Here is a 17,633-nt window from a genome sequence, read left to right on the forward strand (position 1 = left end):
TCTGCCCACCCACCCACCCGACTCGGCCAGTTGAGAAAAGCCCCCACATCTCCCCACAACCACCGGCCCCGTTCCCCCTCCCCCGCTTCCCGACCCGCTTCTTCGCGCGGTGCGCGCCCTCCGCTTCGCTGCTTGCCTCGCGGTTCGGTCCGTTGCGCGGGCGGCCGAGGCGGGTGATGGATGGGCGGGGAGGTCGGGGTCGAAGGGGCGGAGTCCCTGGGGATGGGACGGGTAGGGGCGGCGGGGGCGATGTACGTCCCCGCCGCCCCGGTCCACCGGTCAGCCCAGGCGGGATTCCAGTTCCGCCACGATCTCGTTCACGCCCACCGCCGACTGCTCGCCGGACTCCATGTCCTTGAGCTGGACGACGCCCTCGGCGAGGTCCCGTTCGCCGGCGACGATCGTGTAGCGGGCGCCGCTGCGGTTGGCGTTCTTCATGGCGCCCTTGAGTCCCTTGGCGCCGTAGGAGAAGTCCGCCGCGATGCCCACCCGGCGCAGCTCCGTGACCTTCGCGAAGAGCACGCGACGCGCCTCCTCGCCGAGCGGTACCGCGAAGACGCTGGTGGCGGACGGGATGTCGAGTTCCACACCCTCGGCCTCCAGCGCCAGCACCGTGCGGTCGACGCCCAGGGCCCAGCCGACGGACGGCAGCGCGGGGCCGCCGATCATCTCGGACAGGCCGTCGTAGCGGCCGCCGCCGCCCACCGCGGACTGGGAGCCCAGACCGTCGTGGACGAACTCGAAGGTGGTGCGGGTGTAGTAGTCCAGGCCGCGGACCAGCTTCGGGTCGTCCTCGAAGGCGACGCCCGCCGCCGTGATCAGCTCGCGGACCTCCTCGTGGTACGCCTTGCAGGCGTCGCACAGGTAGTCACGGAGGAGAGGCGCGTCGCCCAGCTGCTTCTGGACCGACTCCCGCTTGTCGTCCAGCACGCGGAGGGGGTTGATCTCGGCCCGGCGCAGGGTGTCCTCGTCGAGGTCCAGGCCGCGCAGGAAGTCCTGGAGGGCCGCGCGGTAGACCGGGCGGCACTCCTTGTCGCCCAGGCTGTTCAGCAGGATGCGGAAATCGCGCAGCCCCAGCGAGCGGTACGCCTGGTCGGCCAGGATGATCAGCTCGGCGTCCAGCGCGGGGTCCTCGGCACCGATCGCCTCGGCACCGACCTGGGAGAAGTGGCGGTAACGGCCCTTCTGCGGGCGCTCGTAGCGGTAGTACGAGCCGGAGTACCAGAGCTTGACGGGGAGGTTGCCGGTCTTGTGGAGGTTGGCCTCCAGGGCGGCGCGCAGCACGGAGGCCGTGCCCTCGGGGCGCAGCGCCAGCTTGTCGCCGCCCTTCGTCTCGAACGCGTACATCTCCTTCGTGACGATGTCGGTGGACTCACCGACACCACGCGCGAAGAGCTCGACGTTCTCGAAGCCCGGGGTCTCGATGTAGCCGTAGCCGGAGTTGCGCAGCGGCGCGGCGATCGCCTCGCGGACGGCGAGGTACTTGGCGGAGTCCGGCGGGATCAGGTCGTAGGTGCCCTTGGGGGCCTGGAAGGTGCTCACGGAAGGTCTCTCGTCACATTCCTCGTCGGGGAGCGTCCTGCGCTCCCTGGCCGGCGGCCACCTGCCGCAAATAGGCGTTGGTGGCGCGCTCCTGGCCGATGGTCGTCTGGGGGCCGTGGCCGGACAGCACCACGGTGGAGTCCTCGAGCGGCAGGCACACGCGGGCCAGCGAGGCCAGCATGTCGTCCATGGAGCCGCCCGGCAGGTCCGTGCGTCCGATGGAGCCGGCGAAGAGCAGATCGCCCGAGAAGAAGACCGACGGGATGTCGGCCGTCTCCGGCATCTGGAAGGTCACCGACCCCCTGGTATGGCCCGGCGCGTGCGCGACGGAGAGTTCGAGTCCGGCCAGCTCCAGCTTCGCGCCGTCGGTCAGTTCGAAGACGTCGTCCGGCTCTCCCACCGTCAGCTCGCCCATCAGCGGCATGCCGATGGACCGGCCGAGCGCCTTCTCGGGGTCGCTCATCATGTACCGGTCCTCGGGGTGGATCCAGGCCGGTACGTCGTGCGCTCCGCAGACGGGGACGACCGAGGCCACGTGGTCGATGTGGCCGTGGGTGAGGACGACGGCGACGGGCTTGAGCCGATGCTTCTTCAGTGCTTCCTCGACGCCTTCGGCGGCCTGGTGGCCGGGGTCGATGATCACGCACTCCGCACCGGCGGCGGGGGCGACGAGATAACAGTTCGTCCCCCAGGCCCCGGCGGGGAACCCGGCAATGAGCACGATCGTCCTTCGTTGTGTCGGTTCGGGTGGCTGCAAGCTGTGGTCCAGAGCCTACCGGCGCTGCCGTTTCCTCAGCGAACCCATATACGGTACGGGGCTACACGCAGCAGTCGGCTCACACAGCGCACAGGACGCACGCGTACCGGTCGACACACGACACGCATGAGGAGAGAACCCGGTGGTCAGCCAGGAGCAGCGGCGGCGTCAGCTCGCCCGGGAGAAGTTCTTGCGGCAGCAGCAGCGGCGTACCAGCGCACGACGCAAGACGCGCATGCGCAACTCGGTGATCGCGTCGGTGCTCGGCGTGGTCGTGATCGTGGGTGTCACGCTGTACACGACCGGCGCGCTGAAGGGCAACGACGACAAGGCGAACGCCAGCTCGGAGACGACTCCCAGCGCCTCCGCCTCGCCCAGCAAGGCACCCGACCCGTGTGAGAAGGCCGCGGCCGGCTCGGTGAAGAAGCTGAGCTGGAAGAAGGAGCCGGCGATGACGATCGACACGTCGGCGAAGTACACGATGACGCTGTCGACGACCTGCGGCGACATCGGCATCGCGCTGAAGACGTCGGCGGCCCCGCACACGGTCAACTCGTTCGACTTCCTCGCGTCGAAGGGCTACTTCGACCACACCAAGTGCCACCGGCTCACCACCAACGGCATCTACGTGCTGCAGTGCGGCGACCCGACGGGTACCGGAAGCGGCGGTCCCGGGTACACGATCCCTGACGAGAACCTGAAGGACACGAGCCTGAAGGGCGGTGTCTATCCGGCGGGTACGGTCGCGATGGCCAACACGGGTCAGAAGCACACCGGTGGCAGCCAGTTCTTCCTGGTCTACCAGGACAGCCAGTTGCCGGCCAGCTACACCCCGTTCGGCACGGTAGACGCCGCCGGCCTGAAGATCCTCAAGAAGATCGCCGCCGCGGGTGAGAACACGGGACAGGGTGACGGAGCCCCGAACGCGACGGTCGTGATCAACAAGGCCACGGTCACGAAATCCTGACCACGAACTGCGAAATTTCGGTCGCGCGGGATGCGGACAGGCAACCCGCCGGTCGCCTATGTTGGCCGTGACGAAACTGTGGACGATGCCCGGGGGCGCTGAGGCCCCTCGCGGGCATCATGTGGAGGAGGCGCTGTGAGCAGCGACCCGTGGGGCCGCGTCGACGAGACGGGGACCGTGTACGTGCGTACGGCCGACGGCGAGCAGGTCGTCGGGTCCTGGCAGGCCGGCTCCCCCGAGGAGGCGTTGGCCTACTTCGAGCGCAAGTACGAGGGCCTGGTTGTCGAGATCGGCCTCCTCGAAAAGCGAGTACAGACCACCGACCTGTCCGCGAAGGACGCCCAGGTCGCCATCGACCACCTGCGCGAGCAGGTGGAGGCACACCACGCGGTCGGTGACCTGGAGGCACTGCGCACCCGGCTGGGCGAGCTGGTGAAGACCGTCGACTCGCGCCGCGAGGAGCGCCGGGCGCAGCGTGCCAAGCAGTCCGACGAGGCCCGTCAGGCCAAGGAGGACCTGGTCGTCGAGGCGGAGCAGCTGGCGCAGTCCGACCAGTGGCGGGCGGCCGGTGAGCGGCTGCGGTCCCTGGTGGACACCTGGAAGGGCCTGCCGCGTCTCGACCGCAAGTCGGACGACGAGCTGTGGCACCGCTTCTCGCACGCCCGGTCGGCGTTCTCCAAGCGCCGCAAGGCGCACTTCGCGCAGCTCGACGCCCAGCGCGAGGACGCCCGCAAGGCCAAGGAGAAGCTGGTCGCCGAGGCGGAGGCGCTGTCCGACTCGACGGACTGGGGTCCGACGGCCGCGCGCTACCGCGAGCTGATGGCCGAGTGGAAGGCCGCCGGCCGCGCCCAGCGCGAGCACGAGGACGACCTGTGGAACCGCTTCCGCGGCGCCCAGGACGTGTTCTTCGCGGCGCGCGGATCCGCCTTCGCGGAGCGGGACGCGGAGCAGACGGAGAACCTGAAGCTGAAGGAGGAGCTGGCCGCCGAGGCCGAGAAGCTCCTGCCGATCACGGACCTGAAGTCCGCGCGGTCCGCCTTCCGCTCGATCAACGAGCGGTGGGAGGCCATCGGCCACGTGCCGCGCGACGCGCGTCCGAAGGTCGAGGGCCGGATGCACACGGTCGACCGGGCCATCCAGGAGGCCGAGGAGGCCGAGTGGCGCCGGACCAACCCGGAGGCACGCGCGCGTGCCGCCGGCCTGACCGGCCAGCTGCAGGCCGCCGTGGACAAGCTGCGGACGCAGATCGAGCAGGCCCGCGCCCAGGGCAACACGTCGAAGGCGGAGAAGCTGGAGCGTGAGCTGGAGGGCCGCCAGGCGCTCCTGGACCAGGCTCTGAAGGGCCTCCAGGAGTTCGGCGGCTGACCTGCGGCCCACTCAGAGGGCGGTTCTACGAGGGGCCCCGTACACGGCGTACGGGGCCCCTCGTCGTATCTCTGTCCGCCGCTACGACCGGCTCCGCGCCGAGGTGACCCGGTAGACGTCGTACACGCCCTCCACGCCCCGTACGGCCTTCAGGACGTGGCCCAGGTGCTTGGGGTCGCCCATCTCGAAGGTGAAGCGGGAGGTGGCCACCCGGTCGCGGGAGGTCTGGACGGCCGCGGACAGGATGTTGACGTGCTGGTCCGACAGGACGCGGGTGACGTCGGACAGGAGCCGGGACCGGTCCAGGGCCTCGACCTGGATGGCGACCAGGAAGACCGAGGACTGGGTGGGCGCCCACTCGACGTCGAGGATGCGCTCCGGCTCGCGGGACAGTGACTCGACGTTGACGCAGTCGCTGCGGTGCACCGAGACCCCGCTGCCGCGCGTGACGAAGCCGATGATCGGGTCGCCGGGCACGGGGGTGCAGCAGCGGGCCAGCTTGACCCAGACGTCGTCGACGCCCTTCACGACCACCCCGGGGTCCTGGCTGCTGCGCCGCTTGCTGCGGCGGCCGCGGGTCGGCGGGACCGACTCGTCGATCTCCTCGGTGGCCGCCTCCTCGCCGCCGAGCGCCTGCACCAGCTTCTGCACGACGTTCTGCGCGGCCACATGGCCCTCGCCGATCGCCGCGTACAGCGAGGAGATGTCCGGGTAGCGCATCTCGTGCGCCAGCGTGACCAGCGAGTCGCCGGTGAGGATGCGCTGGATCGGCAGGTTCTGCTTGCGCATCGCGCGGACGATGGCGTCCTTGCCCTGCTCGATCGCCTCGTCCCGGCGCTCCTTGGAGAACCAGCCGCGGATCTTGTTGCGGGCGCGCGGGGACTTGACGAAGCCGAGCCAGTCGCGGGACGGTCCGGCGCCGGTCGCCTTGGAGGTGAACACCTCGACCAGGTCGCCGTTGTCCAGCGTCGATTCGAGGGGGACGAGACGGCCGTTGACCCTGGCCCCTATCGTCCGGTGGCCGACCTCGGTGTGGACCGCGTACGCGAAGTCCACCGGGGTGGCGCCGGCCGGGAGCGCTATGACGTCGCCCTTGGGCGTGAAGACGAAGACCTCGTTGCGGGACAGGTCGAAGCGCAGGGACTCCAGGAACTCGCTGGGGTCCTCGGTCTCCTTCTGCCAGTCCAGCAACTGCCGCAGCCACGCCATGTCGTTGAGGTGGTCGTCCTTGCCCTTGCCGGACGACTTCGGCACGTCGGTGCGGACCTTGGACGCGCCGGCGACGGCCTCCTGCTTGTACTTCCAGTGCGCGGCGATGCCGTACTCGGCGCGGCGGTGCATGTCGAACGTCCGGATCTGGAGTTCGACGGGCTTGCCGTTGGGGCCGATGACCGTCGTGTGCAGCGACTGGTACATGTTGAACTTGGGCATCGCGATGTAGTCCTTGAAGCGCCCCGGAACCGGGTTCCAGCGCGCGTGGACGGTACCCAGGGCCGCGTAGCAGTCGCGGACGGTGTCCACCAGGACGCGGATGCCCACCAGGTCGTAGATCTCCGCGAAGTCCCGGCCGCGGACGATCATCTTCTGGTAGACGCTGTAGTAGTGCTTCGGCCGGCCGGTGACGGTCGCCTTGATGCGGGCGGCGCGCAGGTCGGCCTGGACCTCGTCGGTCACTATGGCGAGGTACTCGTCCCGCTTCGGCGCCCGCTCGGCGACCAGCCGGACGATCTCGTCGTACATCTTGGGGTAGAGGATCGCGAACGCGAGGTCCTCCAGCTCCCACTTGATGGTGTTCATGCCCAGCCGGTGGGCGAGCGGCGCGTAGATCTCCAGGGTCTCGCGCGCCTTCTTCTCCTGCTTCTCGCGCTTGAGGTAGCGCATGGTGCGCATGTTGTGCAGGCGGTCGGCGAGCTTGATGACCAGGACGCGCGGGTCCTTGGCCATGGCGACGACCATCTTGCGCACGGTCTCGGCCTGCGCGGCCTCGCCGAACTTGACCTTGTCCAGCTTGGTCACGCCGTCGACGAGCAGCGCGACGACGTCGCCGAAGTCGCGGCGCAGGTCCTCCAGGCCGTACTCGGTGTCCTCGACGGTGTCGTGCAGCAGGCCCGCCATCAGGGTCGCCGGGTCCATGCCCAGCTCGGCGAGGATGGTGGTCACCGCGAGCGGGTGCGTGATGTACGGGTCACCGCTCTTGCGCTTCTGGCCGCGGTGCCAGCGCTCGGCGACCTGGTAGGCGCGTTCGATCTGGCGGAGTGTGGCGTTCTCGATCTTGGGGTCGTTGCTGCGGACTATGCGCAGCAGCGGTTCCAGGACCGGGTTGTACGGGTTCGCGCGCTGCACGCCCAGGCGGGCGAGGCGGGCCCGGACGCGGTTGGAGGAGCCGGAGCGTGCGGGCTGGCCGCTGTTGGGGCGGGTCGCGGGGCGTTCGGGCGGGGCCGGCTTGGGGCGCGAGGTCTCGGCCGACTTCTCGACCGGCGAGGACTGGGCGTGCTCGACCGGCCCACGGGTGTCGTTCTTCGTCTGCGACACGTTCGGCGCGGGCTTGGCCGCGGGCGCCGAGGCGGGCTCGGGCTTGGCGGCTGTCAGTGGCTGGGCCTCGTCTGGCAAGAGGGCTCCTCGTGCGCGATCCGGGTCCCCCGGTCAGGCTCCGGAGTGCCCATGGTAGCGATCCTGGGCCGTGTCATCGCCTGCAGGCCGGACAGAGGACCGTATACGGGAGAAACACCGGAGGCTGCCGTGGGATTCCACGGGGGTGTCCTGCGGGTTGCCCCGGGCCCCGCGGAACGCGAACGGCCGCCCCCGAGGGGACGGCCGTTCCGTCGGTCGTACGACGCTCAGACCTGGAGAAGAGCCTCCAGCGGCGCTCCCCGCAGGGCCGGCTCCAGGCGACCGCGGCCGCCCAGGAAGCCCAGCTCCATCAGGACCGCGACGCCCGCGACCTCGGCGCCGGCGCGGTGGATCAGCCGGATCGCGGCCTCGGCGGTGCCGCCGGTGGCGAGCACGTCGTCGACGATCAGGATCCGGTCGTCCGCTCCGAGGTCCTCGGCGTGCACCTCGATCTCGGCCGAGCCGTACTCCAGCTCGTAGGCCTGGCGGAGGGTGGCTCCGGGGAGCTTGCCCGCCTTGCGGACCGGGATGAAGCCGAGACCGGCGCGGACGGCGACCGGGGCGCCCAGGATGAAGCCCCGGGCCTCCAGACCGACGACCTTGGTGGCGCCGGTGCGCTCGGCGATCTCCGCGAGGGCGTCGGTGAGCGCGGTGAACGCGGCGGGGTCCGCCAGGAGCGGGGTGATGTCCTTGAACATCACGCCCTGCTCCGGGTAGTCCTCGACGTCCCGGATACGGCTGAGCAGCAGCTCCTTGATGTCGGTCACCGGCGCTTCCCCGACGGGCGGCCGCGGCCGCCCCGGTTGCGGGACGCGGGCTGGTTGCGCGGGCCGACGACGGCCGGAGCGGCGTCCTCGGGTCCCTCGTCGGAGCCGCCCACCCGGGCGCCGGCCATCTCCTCCTCGGCCGCGGCCTGGGCGCGCTTGGCGAGGACGCGCTTCTTCAGGGCCTTCATCTGCGGCTCGGCCTCCTTGAGGTCGGCGACGAGCGGCGTGGCGATGAAGATCGACGAGTAGGCACCGGCGGCGAGACCGACGAACAGCGACAGCGAGATGTCGTTCAGCGTGCCCGCGCCGAGGAAGCCGCCGCCGATGAACAGCAGGCCCGCGACCGGCAGCAGCGCGACGACCGTGGTGTTGATCGAACGGACCAGGGTGCCGTTGATCGAGTGGTTGGCGATGTCGCTGTAGGTGAAGCGGGTCTGCTTGGTGATGTCCTTCGTCTGCTCCTTGAGGCTGTCGAAGACGACGACCGTGTCGTAGAGCGAGTAACCGAGGATCGTCAGCAGACCGATGACCGTACCGGGCGTGACCTCGAAGCCGACCAGGGCGTAGATACCGGTCGTGATGGTGATGTCGTGGATCAGCGCGACCAGGGCCGCGAGCGCCATCCGCCACTCGAAGGCGATCGCCAGGTAGACCACCACGAGGACCATGAAGATGCCGAGGCCCTCCCAGGCCTTGTTGGCGATCTCGTCACCCCAGCTGGGGCCGACCAGGTCGGAGTTGATGGACTCGGGGTCCACCTTCATGTCCGTGGCCAGCTTGGCCTTGGTCGCGTCCGACTTCTCGGTGTCCATGCCGGCGATCTGGATGCGCAGACCGCCCGTGCCGAGCTTCTGCACGACCGCGTCGTGGCCGGAGGCCTCCTTCGCGTAGGTCTCCGCCTGGGACACCGAGACGCTGGTCTTGGAGGTGGTGAAGACGGCGCCGCCCTGGAAGTCGATGCCCATGTTCAGGCCGCGCACCGCCAGGCCGACGATGGCCGTGATGGTGATCAGGATGGAGATGCCGTACCAGATCTTGCGCTTGCCGACGAAGTCGTAGCTGATCTCGCCGCGGTGCAGTCGGGCGCCGAGGTTGCCGAGTTTCGACATCGCTCACGCTTCCTTCGGGTCGACAGGGCCGGCGACGGGGCCGGCGGGACGGCGGGTGCGGCGCAGCGGGGCCTTGGCGCCCAGGCCCTTCGGGTCGAGCCCGGACCACTTGTGGCCGCTCGCGAAGAACTTACGCCGGGCGACGATCGTCATCAGCGGCTTGGTGAAGAAGAAGACGACGACCACGTCGAGCACGGTGGTCAGACCGAGGGTGAACGCGAAGCCCTGGACCTTGCCGACGGTCACGATGAACAGCACGGCGGCGGCCAGGAACGACACGAAGTCGGAGACCAGGATGGTGCGCCGGGCGCGCGGCCAGGCCCGCTCGACGGCGGGGCGCAGGGTGCGGCCCTCGCGGATCTCGTCCCGGATGCGTTCGAAGAACACGATGAACGAGTCCGCCGTGATGCCGATCGCGACGATCGCACCGCAGACCGCGGGCAGGTTCAGCGCGAAGTGGATCGTCGGGCCGAGCAGCGACATGATCGTGTAGGTCAGGATCGCGGACACCAGCAGCGAGGGGATCGCGATCAGCGACAGGCCGCGGTAGAAGGCCACCAGGTAGATGATGACCAGGGCGAGGCCGATGGCACCGGCCAGCAGACCGGCGTGCAGCTGCTGACCGCCGAGGGCGGCGGTGACCGTGGTGACGCTCTCCGTCCTGAAGGAGAGCGGGAGCGCGCCGTACGACAGCACGTTGGCGAGGCTCTGGGCCTCTTGCTGGGTGAAGCTGCCGGAGATCTCCGCCGAGCCGCCGGTGATGGACTGGCTCACGGTCGGGCTGGAGACGACCTCGCCGTCGAGGACGATGCCGAACTCGTTCGTCGGCTGTGTGGTGTTCTTGGCGAGCTCGCCGGTGACGTCCGCGAACTTCTTGGATCCGCTGCCGGTGAAGGTCATCTGGACCTGCCAGCCTGCGGCGCCCTGCGTGTCGAAGACGGCCTGGGCCTTCTTGACATCGGTGCCGTCGACGCGGGCCGGGCCGAGCACGTACTTGAACCAGGCGCCGCCGATCTTGCCGCAGGCCACGGTGGTGTCGGTCGGCTTGGCGCTCTTGCCGGCGGTGGCACGCTGCGCGGCCTTGGTGCAGTCCAGCGCGGTGTACTCGGCCTCCAGCTTGGACGCCGCGGCGGAGGCGCTGGCGGAGGCACTCGCGTCGGCCGAGGAGGTGGCGGAGGGGCTCGCCGACGAGGAGGCGGACGCCGAGGACGACGGCGTGGAGCCGGCCTTGAGGCCGTCGGTGACCGCGCGGCCCTGCGAGGTGGCCGAGGAGGACGGCGAGGCGGACGACCCGGTCGCCGTCTGGGACCCCGACGCACTGCTCGACGGGGAGGCGCTCGGGGAGGCGGTGGAGCTGCCGCTGGCGGACGCGCTCGGGGAGGCGCTCGACGCCGCGGCGCCGCTGGCCTCCTGGGCCAGGACCGGGCGGAAGTACAGCTTCGCGGTGGTGCCGACCTGCTGGCGGGCCTCTGCGGAGTTCGTGCCCTTGGGGATGTTGACGATGATGTTGCTGGTGCCCTGGGTCTGGACCTCCGCTTCGGACACGCCCAGACCGTTGACACGGCGGTTCATGATCTCAACCGCGGTGTTCATGTTGGTCTTGTTGATCGCGTTGGGCTGGCCCGGCTCGTTCCTCGCCTGCAGCGTGATGCTCGTACCACCGGCCAGGTCGATACCGAGACGCGGAGTGGTGTTTCCGGAGGCGAACATTCCGCCGGTGAGCGCCACGATGGCGATCAGGATGAGGGCCAGCGAGCGCCCTGGCTTGCTCTGGGCGCTCGCGCTCCGGCCCCTCTTAGGTGCTGCCACCTTCTCGTACTCCCTCTCGGGCCGCCGCGCGCCTGGTCGGTGCGGTCGGCCATGACATGGTGTCGGGATCCCGTGCGGGAAACAGACGTACCCGGGGTGCGAGGTGCGCGTGGGATGTACGCACCGCTCCCCGGGACACGGCTACTTCGCGTCGGAGTCGCCGTCGGTCTTCTTCGGCTCTTCGTCAGCCTTCGCCTCGGCGGTCGCGGACTCGGCCGGCCCGTCGGTCTTGTTCTCCGCATCCGCGGCCTCGTCCTCGGCGGCGTCCTTCTTCCCGAGGTCGACGGCCTTGTCGTCGGAGGCGGCGGCAGCGTCGGCAGGCGCGTCGTCGGTCTCGGTGAGGGAGGAGGCGTCGTCCGGGACGACGTCGGCGTCGGACTTCAGGTCGTGCTCGATGCCGTGCACGATGCGGTTGTACTCGTCGTCCGTGAGGATGGCGCCGATCGCGTTCTTGGCGAAGAGGAGCTCGACGCCCGGACCGGCGTCGAGGAGGACCGTGTCCTCGTTGACTTCCTTGACCGTCGCGTACATGCCCCCGATGGTGCGGACCCCGTTGCCGGGCTGGATCTCGTTCCGCATCTGCGTGGCCTGCTGCTGGCGCTTCCGGGTGGAACGCGTCATCAGGAACATGGCCGCGATGAGGACGATGAACACGAGAAGAGGCAAGCTATTCACGGGACGGAATTTCCTTCGCGCAGCCGCGGCGGTGAGCGGCCTGGATGATGGGGGTGTGGTCGGCGCCGCCCGCAAAGGCGGCATCGGCGGAGTCTAAGCGAGTCCGCGCGCATGGAACAACGCTCAGCATGGCACCTGGGTTCCTGGGCCCGCCAATGCCCCGCCGTCACGAAGCGATCACGTCTGCGGCGGGAGTGTGGTCGGCGGGCGGCGGGCCGTCCGCGCAGCGCGGGCCGCGAGTCCGGGGCCGGGACCGGGATACGGCGGGCACGGGGGCGTTCCCATCGGCAACGGTTCCGGGAACCGGAGGGGCGCGGCGCCGGGCATCGGACGCGCGAGGGCTCGGGCACCGGGTTTCCGGGCCGGGACCGGTTTTCCGCAGACCGTCCGCAGACCCGAAGCCCGCATGCCCGCATGCCCGCAGCCCGCGAGCCCGCAGCCCGCATGTCCGCAGCCCGCATGTCCGCGGGCCCGCAGCCCGGATGTCCGCGGGCCCGGATGTGCGCGGGCCCGCAGCCCGGGCACCGTCGTGTCGGTGTCAGGTGCCGAACAGGTCCTGCTGGCCGGTTGCGCCCGCCGTGCCGCGCGGGGCGGTCAGGCCGAGGTGGGCCCAGGCGGCGGGGGTGGCGACCCGCCCGCGTGGGGTGCGGGCCAGCAGGCCCTCGCGGACCAGGAAGGGTTCGGCGACCTCCTCGACCGTCTCCCGCTCCTCCCCCACCGCGACGGCGAGGGTGGACAGGCCGACCGGGCCGCCGCCGAACAGCTTGAGCAGGGCTTCCAGGACGGCGCGGTCCAGCCGGTCCAGGCCGCGCTCGTCCACCTCGTAGACGGCGAGCGCCGCGTGCGCGATCTCACGGGTGATCAGGCCGTCCGCCTTGACCTGCGCGTAGTCGCGGACCCGGCGCAGCAGCCGGTTGGCGATACGGGGCGTGCCGCGCGAGCGGCCGGCGATCTCGGCGGCGCCGGCCGGCTCGATCTCGACGTCCAGCAGGTTGGCCGAGCGGTGCACCACCCGCTCCAGCTCGCGCGGCTCGTAGAACTCCATGTGGGCGGTGAAGCCGAACCGGTCGCGCAGCGGAGGCGGCAGCAGGCCCGCCCGGGTGGTGGCGCCGACCAGTGTGAACGGGGGCAGCTCCAGGGGGATGGCGGTGGCGCCCGGCCCCTTGCCGACGATGACGTCGACGCGGAAGTCCTCCATCGCCATGTACAGCATCTCCTCGGCGGGCCGCGACATGCGGTGGATCTCGTCGAGGAAGAGGACCTCGCCCTCCTGGAGGGAGGAGAGGATCGCGGCCAGGTCGCCGGCGTGCTGGATGGCGGGGCCCGAGGTGATGCGGATCGGGGCGCCCATCTCGGCCGCGATGATCATGGAGAGCGTGGTCTTGCCCAGCCCGGGGGCGCCGGAGAGCAGCACGTGGTCGGCGGTGGCGCCACGCGCGCGTGCGGCGCGCAGCACCAGGTCGAGCTGTTCGCGGACCTTCTCCTGACCGATGAACTCGCCGAGGTCCTTGGGGCGCAGGGCGGCCTCGACGGCCTGGTCCTCACGGTCGGCGACGGCGCCCACCAGCCGCTCCGCGTCGGCGCCGGTGTCGGTCGTGTCGTCCCAGTTCATAAGTGATGTGCCTCAGCGGTGGTGGGGTCAGCGGGCGCGGTTGAGGGTCTGCAGGGCCGCCTTGAGCAGCTGGCCGACCTGGGGCGGGCCCCCGGCGGACTCGGCCTGCGGGGCGACGGCGGTGACGGCCTCGTCGGCCTCCCGGGTCGCGTAGCCCAGACCGATCAGGGCGGCGTGCAGCTGGTCGCGCCAGCCCTGGCTGACCGGCGCACCGATCGCAGGGGCGCCGATGGGCTCGCCGAGCCGGTCCTTCAGCTCCAGCAGCAGCTTCTGCGCGCCCTTCTTGCCGATGCCGGGGACGGCGATCAGAGCCTTCTCGTCACCCGTGGCGACTGCGCGGCGCAGCGCGTCCGGGCTGTGCACGGCGAGCATCGCCTGGGCGAGCCGGGGGCCGACGCCGCTCGCCGTCTGGAGCAGTTCGAAGACCTGGCGCTCGTCGTCGTCCACGAAGCCGTACAGGGTGAGCGAGTCCTCCCGGACGACCAGGGAGGTGGCGAGCTTGGCCGGCTGGCCCATGCGCAGCCCGGACAGGGTGTTGGGGGTGCACTGGACGGCGATGCCGATCCCGCCCACCTCGACCACCGCGGAGTCCGGGGCGAGGGCGGCGACCGGGCCGCTGACGAAGGCGATCATGCCGTACGGCCTTTCGTTGCGTTGGCTGCGTGCAGGGCGACGGCCTGCTGGAGTCGGTTCTGCGCGGGGGCGCGCCAGATGTGGCAGATGGCGAGCGCGAGGGCGTCGGCGGCGTCGGCGGGTTTCGGCGGGGCGCTGAGCCTGAGCAGCCGGGTGACCATGGCACCGACCTGGGCCTTGTCGGCGCGTCCGGAGCCGGTGACGGCGGCCTTGACCTCGCTGGGGGTGTGCAGGGCGACCGGGATGCCCCTGCGGGCGGCGCACAGCATGGCGACGGCGCTGGCCTGGGCGGTGCCCATCACGGTCCGTACGTTGTGCTGGCTGAACACCCGCTCCACGGCGACGAACTCGGGCCGGTACTCGTCGAGCCACTGCTCGATGCCCTGCTCGACGGCGACGAGGCGACGGCCGAGCTCGGCGTCCGCCGGTGTCCGTACGACCCCCACACCGACCATGGTGAGCGGCCGCCCGGCAACTCCCTCGACGACCCCGACACCACACCGGGTCAGCCCGGGGTCCACCCCCAGTACGCGCACCGCGCCCCCTCCCTTCGGTCTCGCCCAGCTATCGCTGGGAGGTGCCCCCAGTTCGTGCAGGCTAGCGGGTGCCACCGACAACGGCCGACATGGCGACGGGCCGACGGGTGTGTCCCGTCGGCCCGGTCGGTCGGCTCAGCCCGCGGCAGCGTTACGCGTCGACCTTCTCCATGACCTCGTCGCTGACGTCGAAGTTGGCGAAGACGTTCTGGACGTCGTCGCTGTCCTCCAGGGCGTCGATCAGCTTGAAGATCTTCTTGGCGCCCTCCTCGTCCAGCTCGACCTGCATGGTCGGGACGAAGTTGGCCTCGGCGGAGTCGTAGTCGATCCCGGCGTCCTGGAGGGCGGTGCGGACGGCGACCATGTCGGTGGCCTCGCTGAGCACCTCGAAGGACTCGCCCAGGTCGTTGACTTCCTCGGCGCCCGCGTCCAGGACGGCGCCGAGCACGTCGTCCTCCGTCAGCTCGCCCTTGGGGACGATCACGACGCCCTTGCGGTTGAAGAGGTACGACACCGAGCCCGGGTCCGCCATGTTGCCGCCGTTGCGGGTCATGGCGACGCGCACGTCGGAGGCGGCGCGGTTGCGGTTGTCGGTGAGGCACTCGATGAGCACCGCGACGCCGTTCGGGCCGTAGCCCTCGTACATGATCGTCTCGTAGTCGGCACCGCCGGCCTCGAGGCCACCGCCGCGCTTGATCGCGGAGTCGATGTTCTTGTTCGGGACCGACTGCTTCTTCGCCTTCTGGACGGCGTCGTAGAGCGTCGGGTTGCCTTCGAGGTCCACGCCGCCCATGCGGGCCGCGACCTCGATGTTCTTGATCAGCTTCGCGAAGAGCTTGCCGCGCTTGGCGTCGATCACGGCCTTCTTGTGCTTCGTCGTAGCCCATTTAGAGTGGCCGGACATCTGCCTGTCTCCTTCGCGTAACCCATCTCTGCAACGAACTCCAGAGATCCTACAAGGACTCCGGTGCCCGGTAGGCGCGCACCATGTCGACGAAGAGCGAGTGCACGCGGTGGTCGCCGGTCAGCTCCGGGTGGAACGACGTGGCGAGTACGTTGCCCTGGCGGACCGCGACGATGTGGCCCTCGTGCTCGGCGATCACCTCGGCCCCGGCGCCGACCGACTCGACCCAGGGGGCGCGGATGAACACACCCTCTACAGGATCGCCGTCGATCCCGCGGACGTCGACCGCCGCCTCGAACGACTCGTTCTGCCGCCCGAAGGCGTTGCGGCGCACGATCATGTCGATGCCGCCGATGGTCTCCTGGCCCGAGCGCGGGTCGAGGATCTTGTCGGCGAGCATGATCATGCCGGCGCAGGTGCCGTAGACGGGCATTCCGTCGCGCACGCGCGCGCGGAGGGGGTCCATCACGCCGAACAGGACGGCCAGCTTGGAGATGGTGGTGGACTCGCCGCCGGGGATGACGAGGCCGTCCACCTCGGCGAGTTCCTCGGGGCGCCTGACCGGCCTGGCCACGGCGTCGGCCGCGGCCAGGGCGATGAGGTGCTCCCGTACGTCGCCCTGGAGGGCCAGGACGCCTATGACAGGTGCGTCGGTCATGTGTGCGAAACCTTCTGGCCTTACCAGCCGCGGTTGGCGTAGCGCTCGGTCTCGGGGAGGGTGTCGCAGTTGATGCCGACCATGGCCTCGCCGAGGTTGCGGGACGCGTCCGCGATGATCTTCGGGTCGTCGTAGAAGGTGGTCGCCTTGACGATGGCGGCGGCGCGCTTGGCCGGGTCGCCGGACTTGAAGATGCCGGAGCCGACGAAGACGCCCTCGGCGCCGAGCTGACGCATCAGGGCCGCGTCGGCCGGGGTGGCGACGCCACCGGCGGAGAACAGCACGACCGGCAGCTTGCCGAGCTCGGCGACCTCCTTGACCAGCTCGTAGGGGGCGCGCAGCTCCTTGGCGGCGGCGTACAGCTCGTTGTTGTCGCAGCCGCGCAGCTTGGCGATCTCGCCCTTGATCTGGCGCAGGTGGCGGACGGCCTCGACGACGTTGCCGGTGCCGGCCTCGCCCTTGGAGCGGATCATGGCCGCGCCCTCGGCGATCCGGCGCAGGGCCTCACCGAGGTTGGTGGCGCCGCAGACGAAGGGGGTGGTGAAGGCCCACTTGTCGGAGTGGTTGACCTCGTCGGCCGGGGTGAGGACCTCGGACTCGTCGATGTAGTCGACGCCGAGCGACTGCAGGACCTGGGCCTCGACGAAGTGGCCGATCCGGGACTTGGCCATGACCGGGATCGACACGGCCTCGATGATGCCCTCGATCATGTCCGGGTCGGACATCCGGGCCACCCCGCCGTCCTTGCGGATGTCGGCCGGGACCCGCTCCAGGGCCATGACGGCGACGGCGCCCGCGTCCTCGGCGATCTTCGCCTGCTCCGGCGTGACGACGTCCATGATCACGCCGCCCTTGAGCTGTTCGGCCATGCCGCGCTTCACACGGGCGGTGCCGGTCTCGGGGGTCTGGTTCTCACTGGTGGACACGGGTGACCTCACTCGCTGAAAGAGGGTTTCTGCAAACACCGAGGAAACGCGAGTGGACCAGTCCACAGCAAGGGCCAATGGGAAGGCGGTGGATCGTTTTCCGGTCAGGCCGTGCGCTCGACCAGCGCGGCAGGCGGTTCGTCGTCCATCTCGAAGGCCAGCGGGAAGGCGGCGTGCCCGGCCAGCCGGAACCACCGGACCTTGCGGTGTTCACGCAGCCGGCGGGCCGCGCCGACGGCGTCGTTGTGGAAGCGGCGAGCCATCGGGACCCGGCGTACGGCCTCGGCCAGCTCGCTCGCGGCGGCGTCGCCGCCGGGGGCCTGACGGACCTCCTCGACCTGCTGCGGGTGCTCGAAGACGGCCCGCAGGGCCTGGCTCAACTCGCTCTCCGCGACCTCCCGCTGCTCCTCCTCGGCCTGCCTGGCCGCGTGCGCGGCCTCGTACAGCACGATCGAAGAGGCGGGATCCAGCACCCCCGAGGTCGCCAGCTCCTGGGCCACCGAGGCCCGCCGCAGCAACTGCGCGTCGAGGGCGGCCCGGGCGGCGTCGATCCGCGAGTGCAGCCGATCGAGGCGGCCTGCGGTCCAGCTCAGATAGAGGCCGATCACCACGAGGGCGGCGAGGATACAGAGGGTCCAGACGAGCGTTGCGGTCACGGGCGGAACGCTATAGGAAGCACCCACAGCAGTGCGCCCCCGAAGGGGCGCGGGGAACTGCGCGACCAGCCACGACGACGCCGCACCCGTGAGACGGCAGACGCCGC

Annotated in this window: 16 protein-coding genes; 2 read left to right on the top strand and 14 right to left on the bottom strand. The window is 70.4% G+C overall.

Features of this window, described 5'->3' with window-relative positions:
- Nucleotides 1-279: 279 nt before the first annotated feature.
- Nucleotides 280-1,542, bottom strand: coding sequence for a histidine--tRNA ligase (gene hisS, locus ACFY6U_RS45370; RefSeq protein ID WP_351487732.1), 1,263 nt, complete (start codon nucleotides 1,540-1,542; stop codon nucleotides 280-282).
- A gap of 13 nt (nucleotides 1,543-1,555) precedes the next feature.
- Nucleotides 1,556-2,263, bottom strand: coding sequence for an MBL fold metallo-hydrolase (locus tag ACFY6U_RS45375; RefSeq protein ID WP_390048027.1), 708 nt, complete (start codon nucleotides 2,261-2,263; stop codon nucleotides 1,556-1,558).
- Nucleotides 2,264-2,441: 178 nt separating this feature from the next.
- Between ACFY6U_RS45375 and ACFY6U_RS45380 the strand changes: the two genes are divergently transcribed.
- Together ACFY6U_RS45380 and ACFY6U_RS45385 are read left to right on the top strand one after the other, a co-directional pair.
- The gene (locus tag ACFY6U_RS45380) at nucleotides 2,442-3,266 is read left to right on the top strand and encodes a peptidylprolyl isomerase (protein WP_390048029.1); all 825 of its coding nucleotides are present in this window, start codon (nucleotides 2,442-2,444) and stop codon (nucleotides 3,264-3,266) included.
- Nucleotides 3,267-3,401: 135 nt separating this feature from the next.
- A complete protein-coding gene (locus ACFY6U_RS45385; RefSeq protein ID WP_390048031.1) occupies nucleotides 3,402-4,631 on the top strand; it encodes a DUF349 domain-containing protein in 1,230 nt (409 codons plus the stop codon).
- Nucleotides 4,632-4,712: 81 nt separating this feature from the next.
- Here the strand turns inward: ACFY6U_RS45385 and ACFY6U_RS45390 are convergent, their stop codons facing one another.
- The 12 genes from ACFY6U_RS45390 to ACFY6U_RS45445 form a co-directional block, all read right to left on the bottom strand.
- Nucleotides 4,713-7,241 (bottom strand): RelA/SpoT family protein, encoded by a 2,529-nt coding sequence (locus ACFY6U_RS45390; RefSeq protein ID WP_390048032.1) that lies wholly within the window; start codon nucleotides 7,239-7,241, stop codon nucleotides 4,713-4,715.
- Nucleotides 7,242-7,468: 227 nt separating this feature from the next.
- Entirely contained in the window at nucleotides 7,469-8,008 is a 540-nt protein-coding gene (locus tag ACFY6U_RS45395; RefSeq protein WP_390048034.1) for an adenine phosphoribosyltransferase, read from the bottom strand.
- A complete protein-coding gene (gene secF, locus ACFY6U_RS45400; protein ID WP_390048035.1) occupies nucleotides 8,005-9,117 on the bottom strand; it encodes a protein translocase subunit SecF in 1,113 nt (370 codons plus the stop codon). Before secF ends, ACFY6U_RS45395 begins: the two co-directional genes overlap by 4 nt.
- Before the next feature lie 3 nt (nucleotides 9,118-9,120).
- Nucleotides 9,121-10,926, bottom strand: coding sequence for a protein translocase subunit SecD (gene secD, locus ACFY6U_RS45405; protein ID WP_390048037.1), 1,806 nt, complete (start codon nucleotides 10,924-10,926; stop codon nucleotides 9,121-9,123).
- A 141-nt stretch (nucleotides 10,927-11,067) separates the two neighbouring features.
- The gene (gene yajC / locus ACFY6U_RS45410; RefSeq protein WP_390048039.1) at nucleotides 11,068-11,601 is read right to left on the bottom strand and encodes a preprotein translocase subunit YajC; all 534 of its coding nucleotides are present in this window, start codon (nucleotides 11,599-11,601) and stop codon (nucleotides 11,068-11,070) included.
- A gap of 538 nt (nucleotides 11,602-12,139) precedes the next feature.
- Entirely contained in the window at nucleotides 12,140-13,213 is a 1,074-nt protein-coding gene (gene ruvB / locus ACFY6U_RS45415) for a Holliday junction branch migration DNA helicase RuvB (protein ID WP_390048041.1), read from the bottom strand.
- A gap of 27 nt (nucleotides 13,214-13,240) precedes the next feature.
- A complete protein-coding gene (ruvA, locus tag ACFY6U_RS45420) occupies nucleotides 13,241-13,846 on the bottom strand; it encodes a Holliday junction branch migration protein RuvA (RefSeq protein ID WP_390048043.1) in 606 nt (201 codons plus the stop codon).
- Nucleotides 13,843-14,382, bottom strand: coding sequence for a crossover junction endodeoxyribonuclease RuvC (ruvC, locus tag ACFY6U_RS45425; protein WP_390048045.1), 540 nt, complete (start codon nucleotides 14,380-14,382; stop codon nucleotides 13,843-13,845). The genes ruvA and ruvC overlap by 4 nt, the downstream gene beginning before the upstream one ends.
- A gap of 151 nt (nucleotides 14,383-14,533) precedes the next feature.
- Nucleotides 14,534-15,286 (bottom strand): YebC/PmpR family DNA-binding transcriptional regulator, encoded by a 753-nt coding sequence (locus ACFY6U_RS45430; protein WP_390048047.1) that lies wholly within the window; start codon nucleotides 15,284-15,286, stop codon nucleotides 14,534-14,536.
- Between the two features lie 49 nt (nucleotides 15,287-15,335).
- Complete coding sequence (gene pdxT, locus ACFY6U_RS45435) at nucleotides 15,336-15,944, bottom strand: pyridoxal 5'-phosphate synthase glutaminase subunit PdxT (RefSeq protein ID WP_390048049.1); 609 nt, start codon at nucleotides 15,942-15,944, stop codon at nucleotides 15,336-15,338.
- Between the two features lie 20 nt (nucleotides 15,945-15,964).
- Nucleotides 15,965-16,870: a pyridoxal 5'-phosphate synthase lyase subunit PdxS gene (gene pdxS / locus ACFY6U_RS45440; RefSeq protein ID WP_093505318.1), complete on the bottom strand. Its 906-nt coding sequence runs from the start codon at nucleotides 16,868-16,870 to the stop codon at nucleotides 15,965-15,967.
- A gap of 104 nt (nucleotides 16,871-16,974) precedes the next feature.
- Complete coding sequence (locus ACFY6U_RS45445; RefSeq protein ID WP_351487702.1) at nucleotides 16,975-17,526, bottom strand: hypothetical protein; 552 nt, start codon at nucleotides 17,524-17,526, stop codon at nucleotides 16,975-16,977.
- Between the last annotated feature and the right edge of the window lie 107 nt (nucleotides 17,527-17,633).

Origin of the sequence: Streptomyces sp. NPDC013157 (assembly GCF_042899865.1) — a bacterium.
Lineage (GTDB): Bacteria > Actinomycetota > Actinomycetes > Streptomycetales > Streptomycetaceae > Streptomyces.

Coding starts and splice junctions, on each gene's coding strand:
- ACFY6U_RS45430 (WP_390048047.1), bottom strand. CDS start 15,286: ATGTCCGGCCACTCTAAATGGGCTACGACGAAGCACAAGAAGGCCGTG.
- ruvA (WP_390048043.1), bottom strand. CDS start 13,846: ATGATCGCCTTCGTCAGCGGCCCGGTCGCCGCCCTCGCCCCGGACTCC.
- ruvB (WP_390048041.1), bottom strand. CDS start 13,213: ATGAACTGGGACGACACGACCGACACCGGCGCCGACGCGGAGCGGCTG.
- secF (WP_390048035.1), bottom strand. CDS start 9,117: ATGTCGAAACTCGGCAACCTCGGCGCCCGACTGCACCGCGGCGAGATC.
- pdxT (WP_390048049.1), bottom strand. CDS start 15,944: ATGACCGACGCACCTGTCATAGGCGTCCTGGCCCTCCAGGGCGACGTA.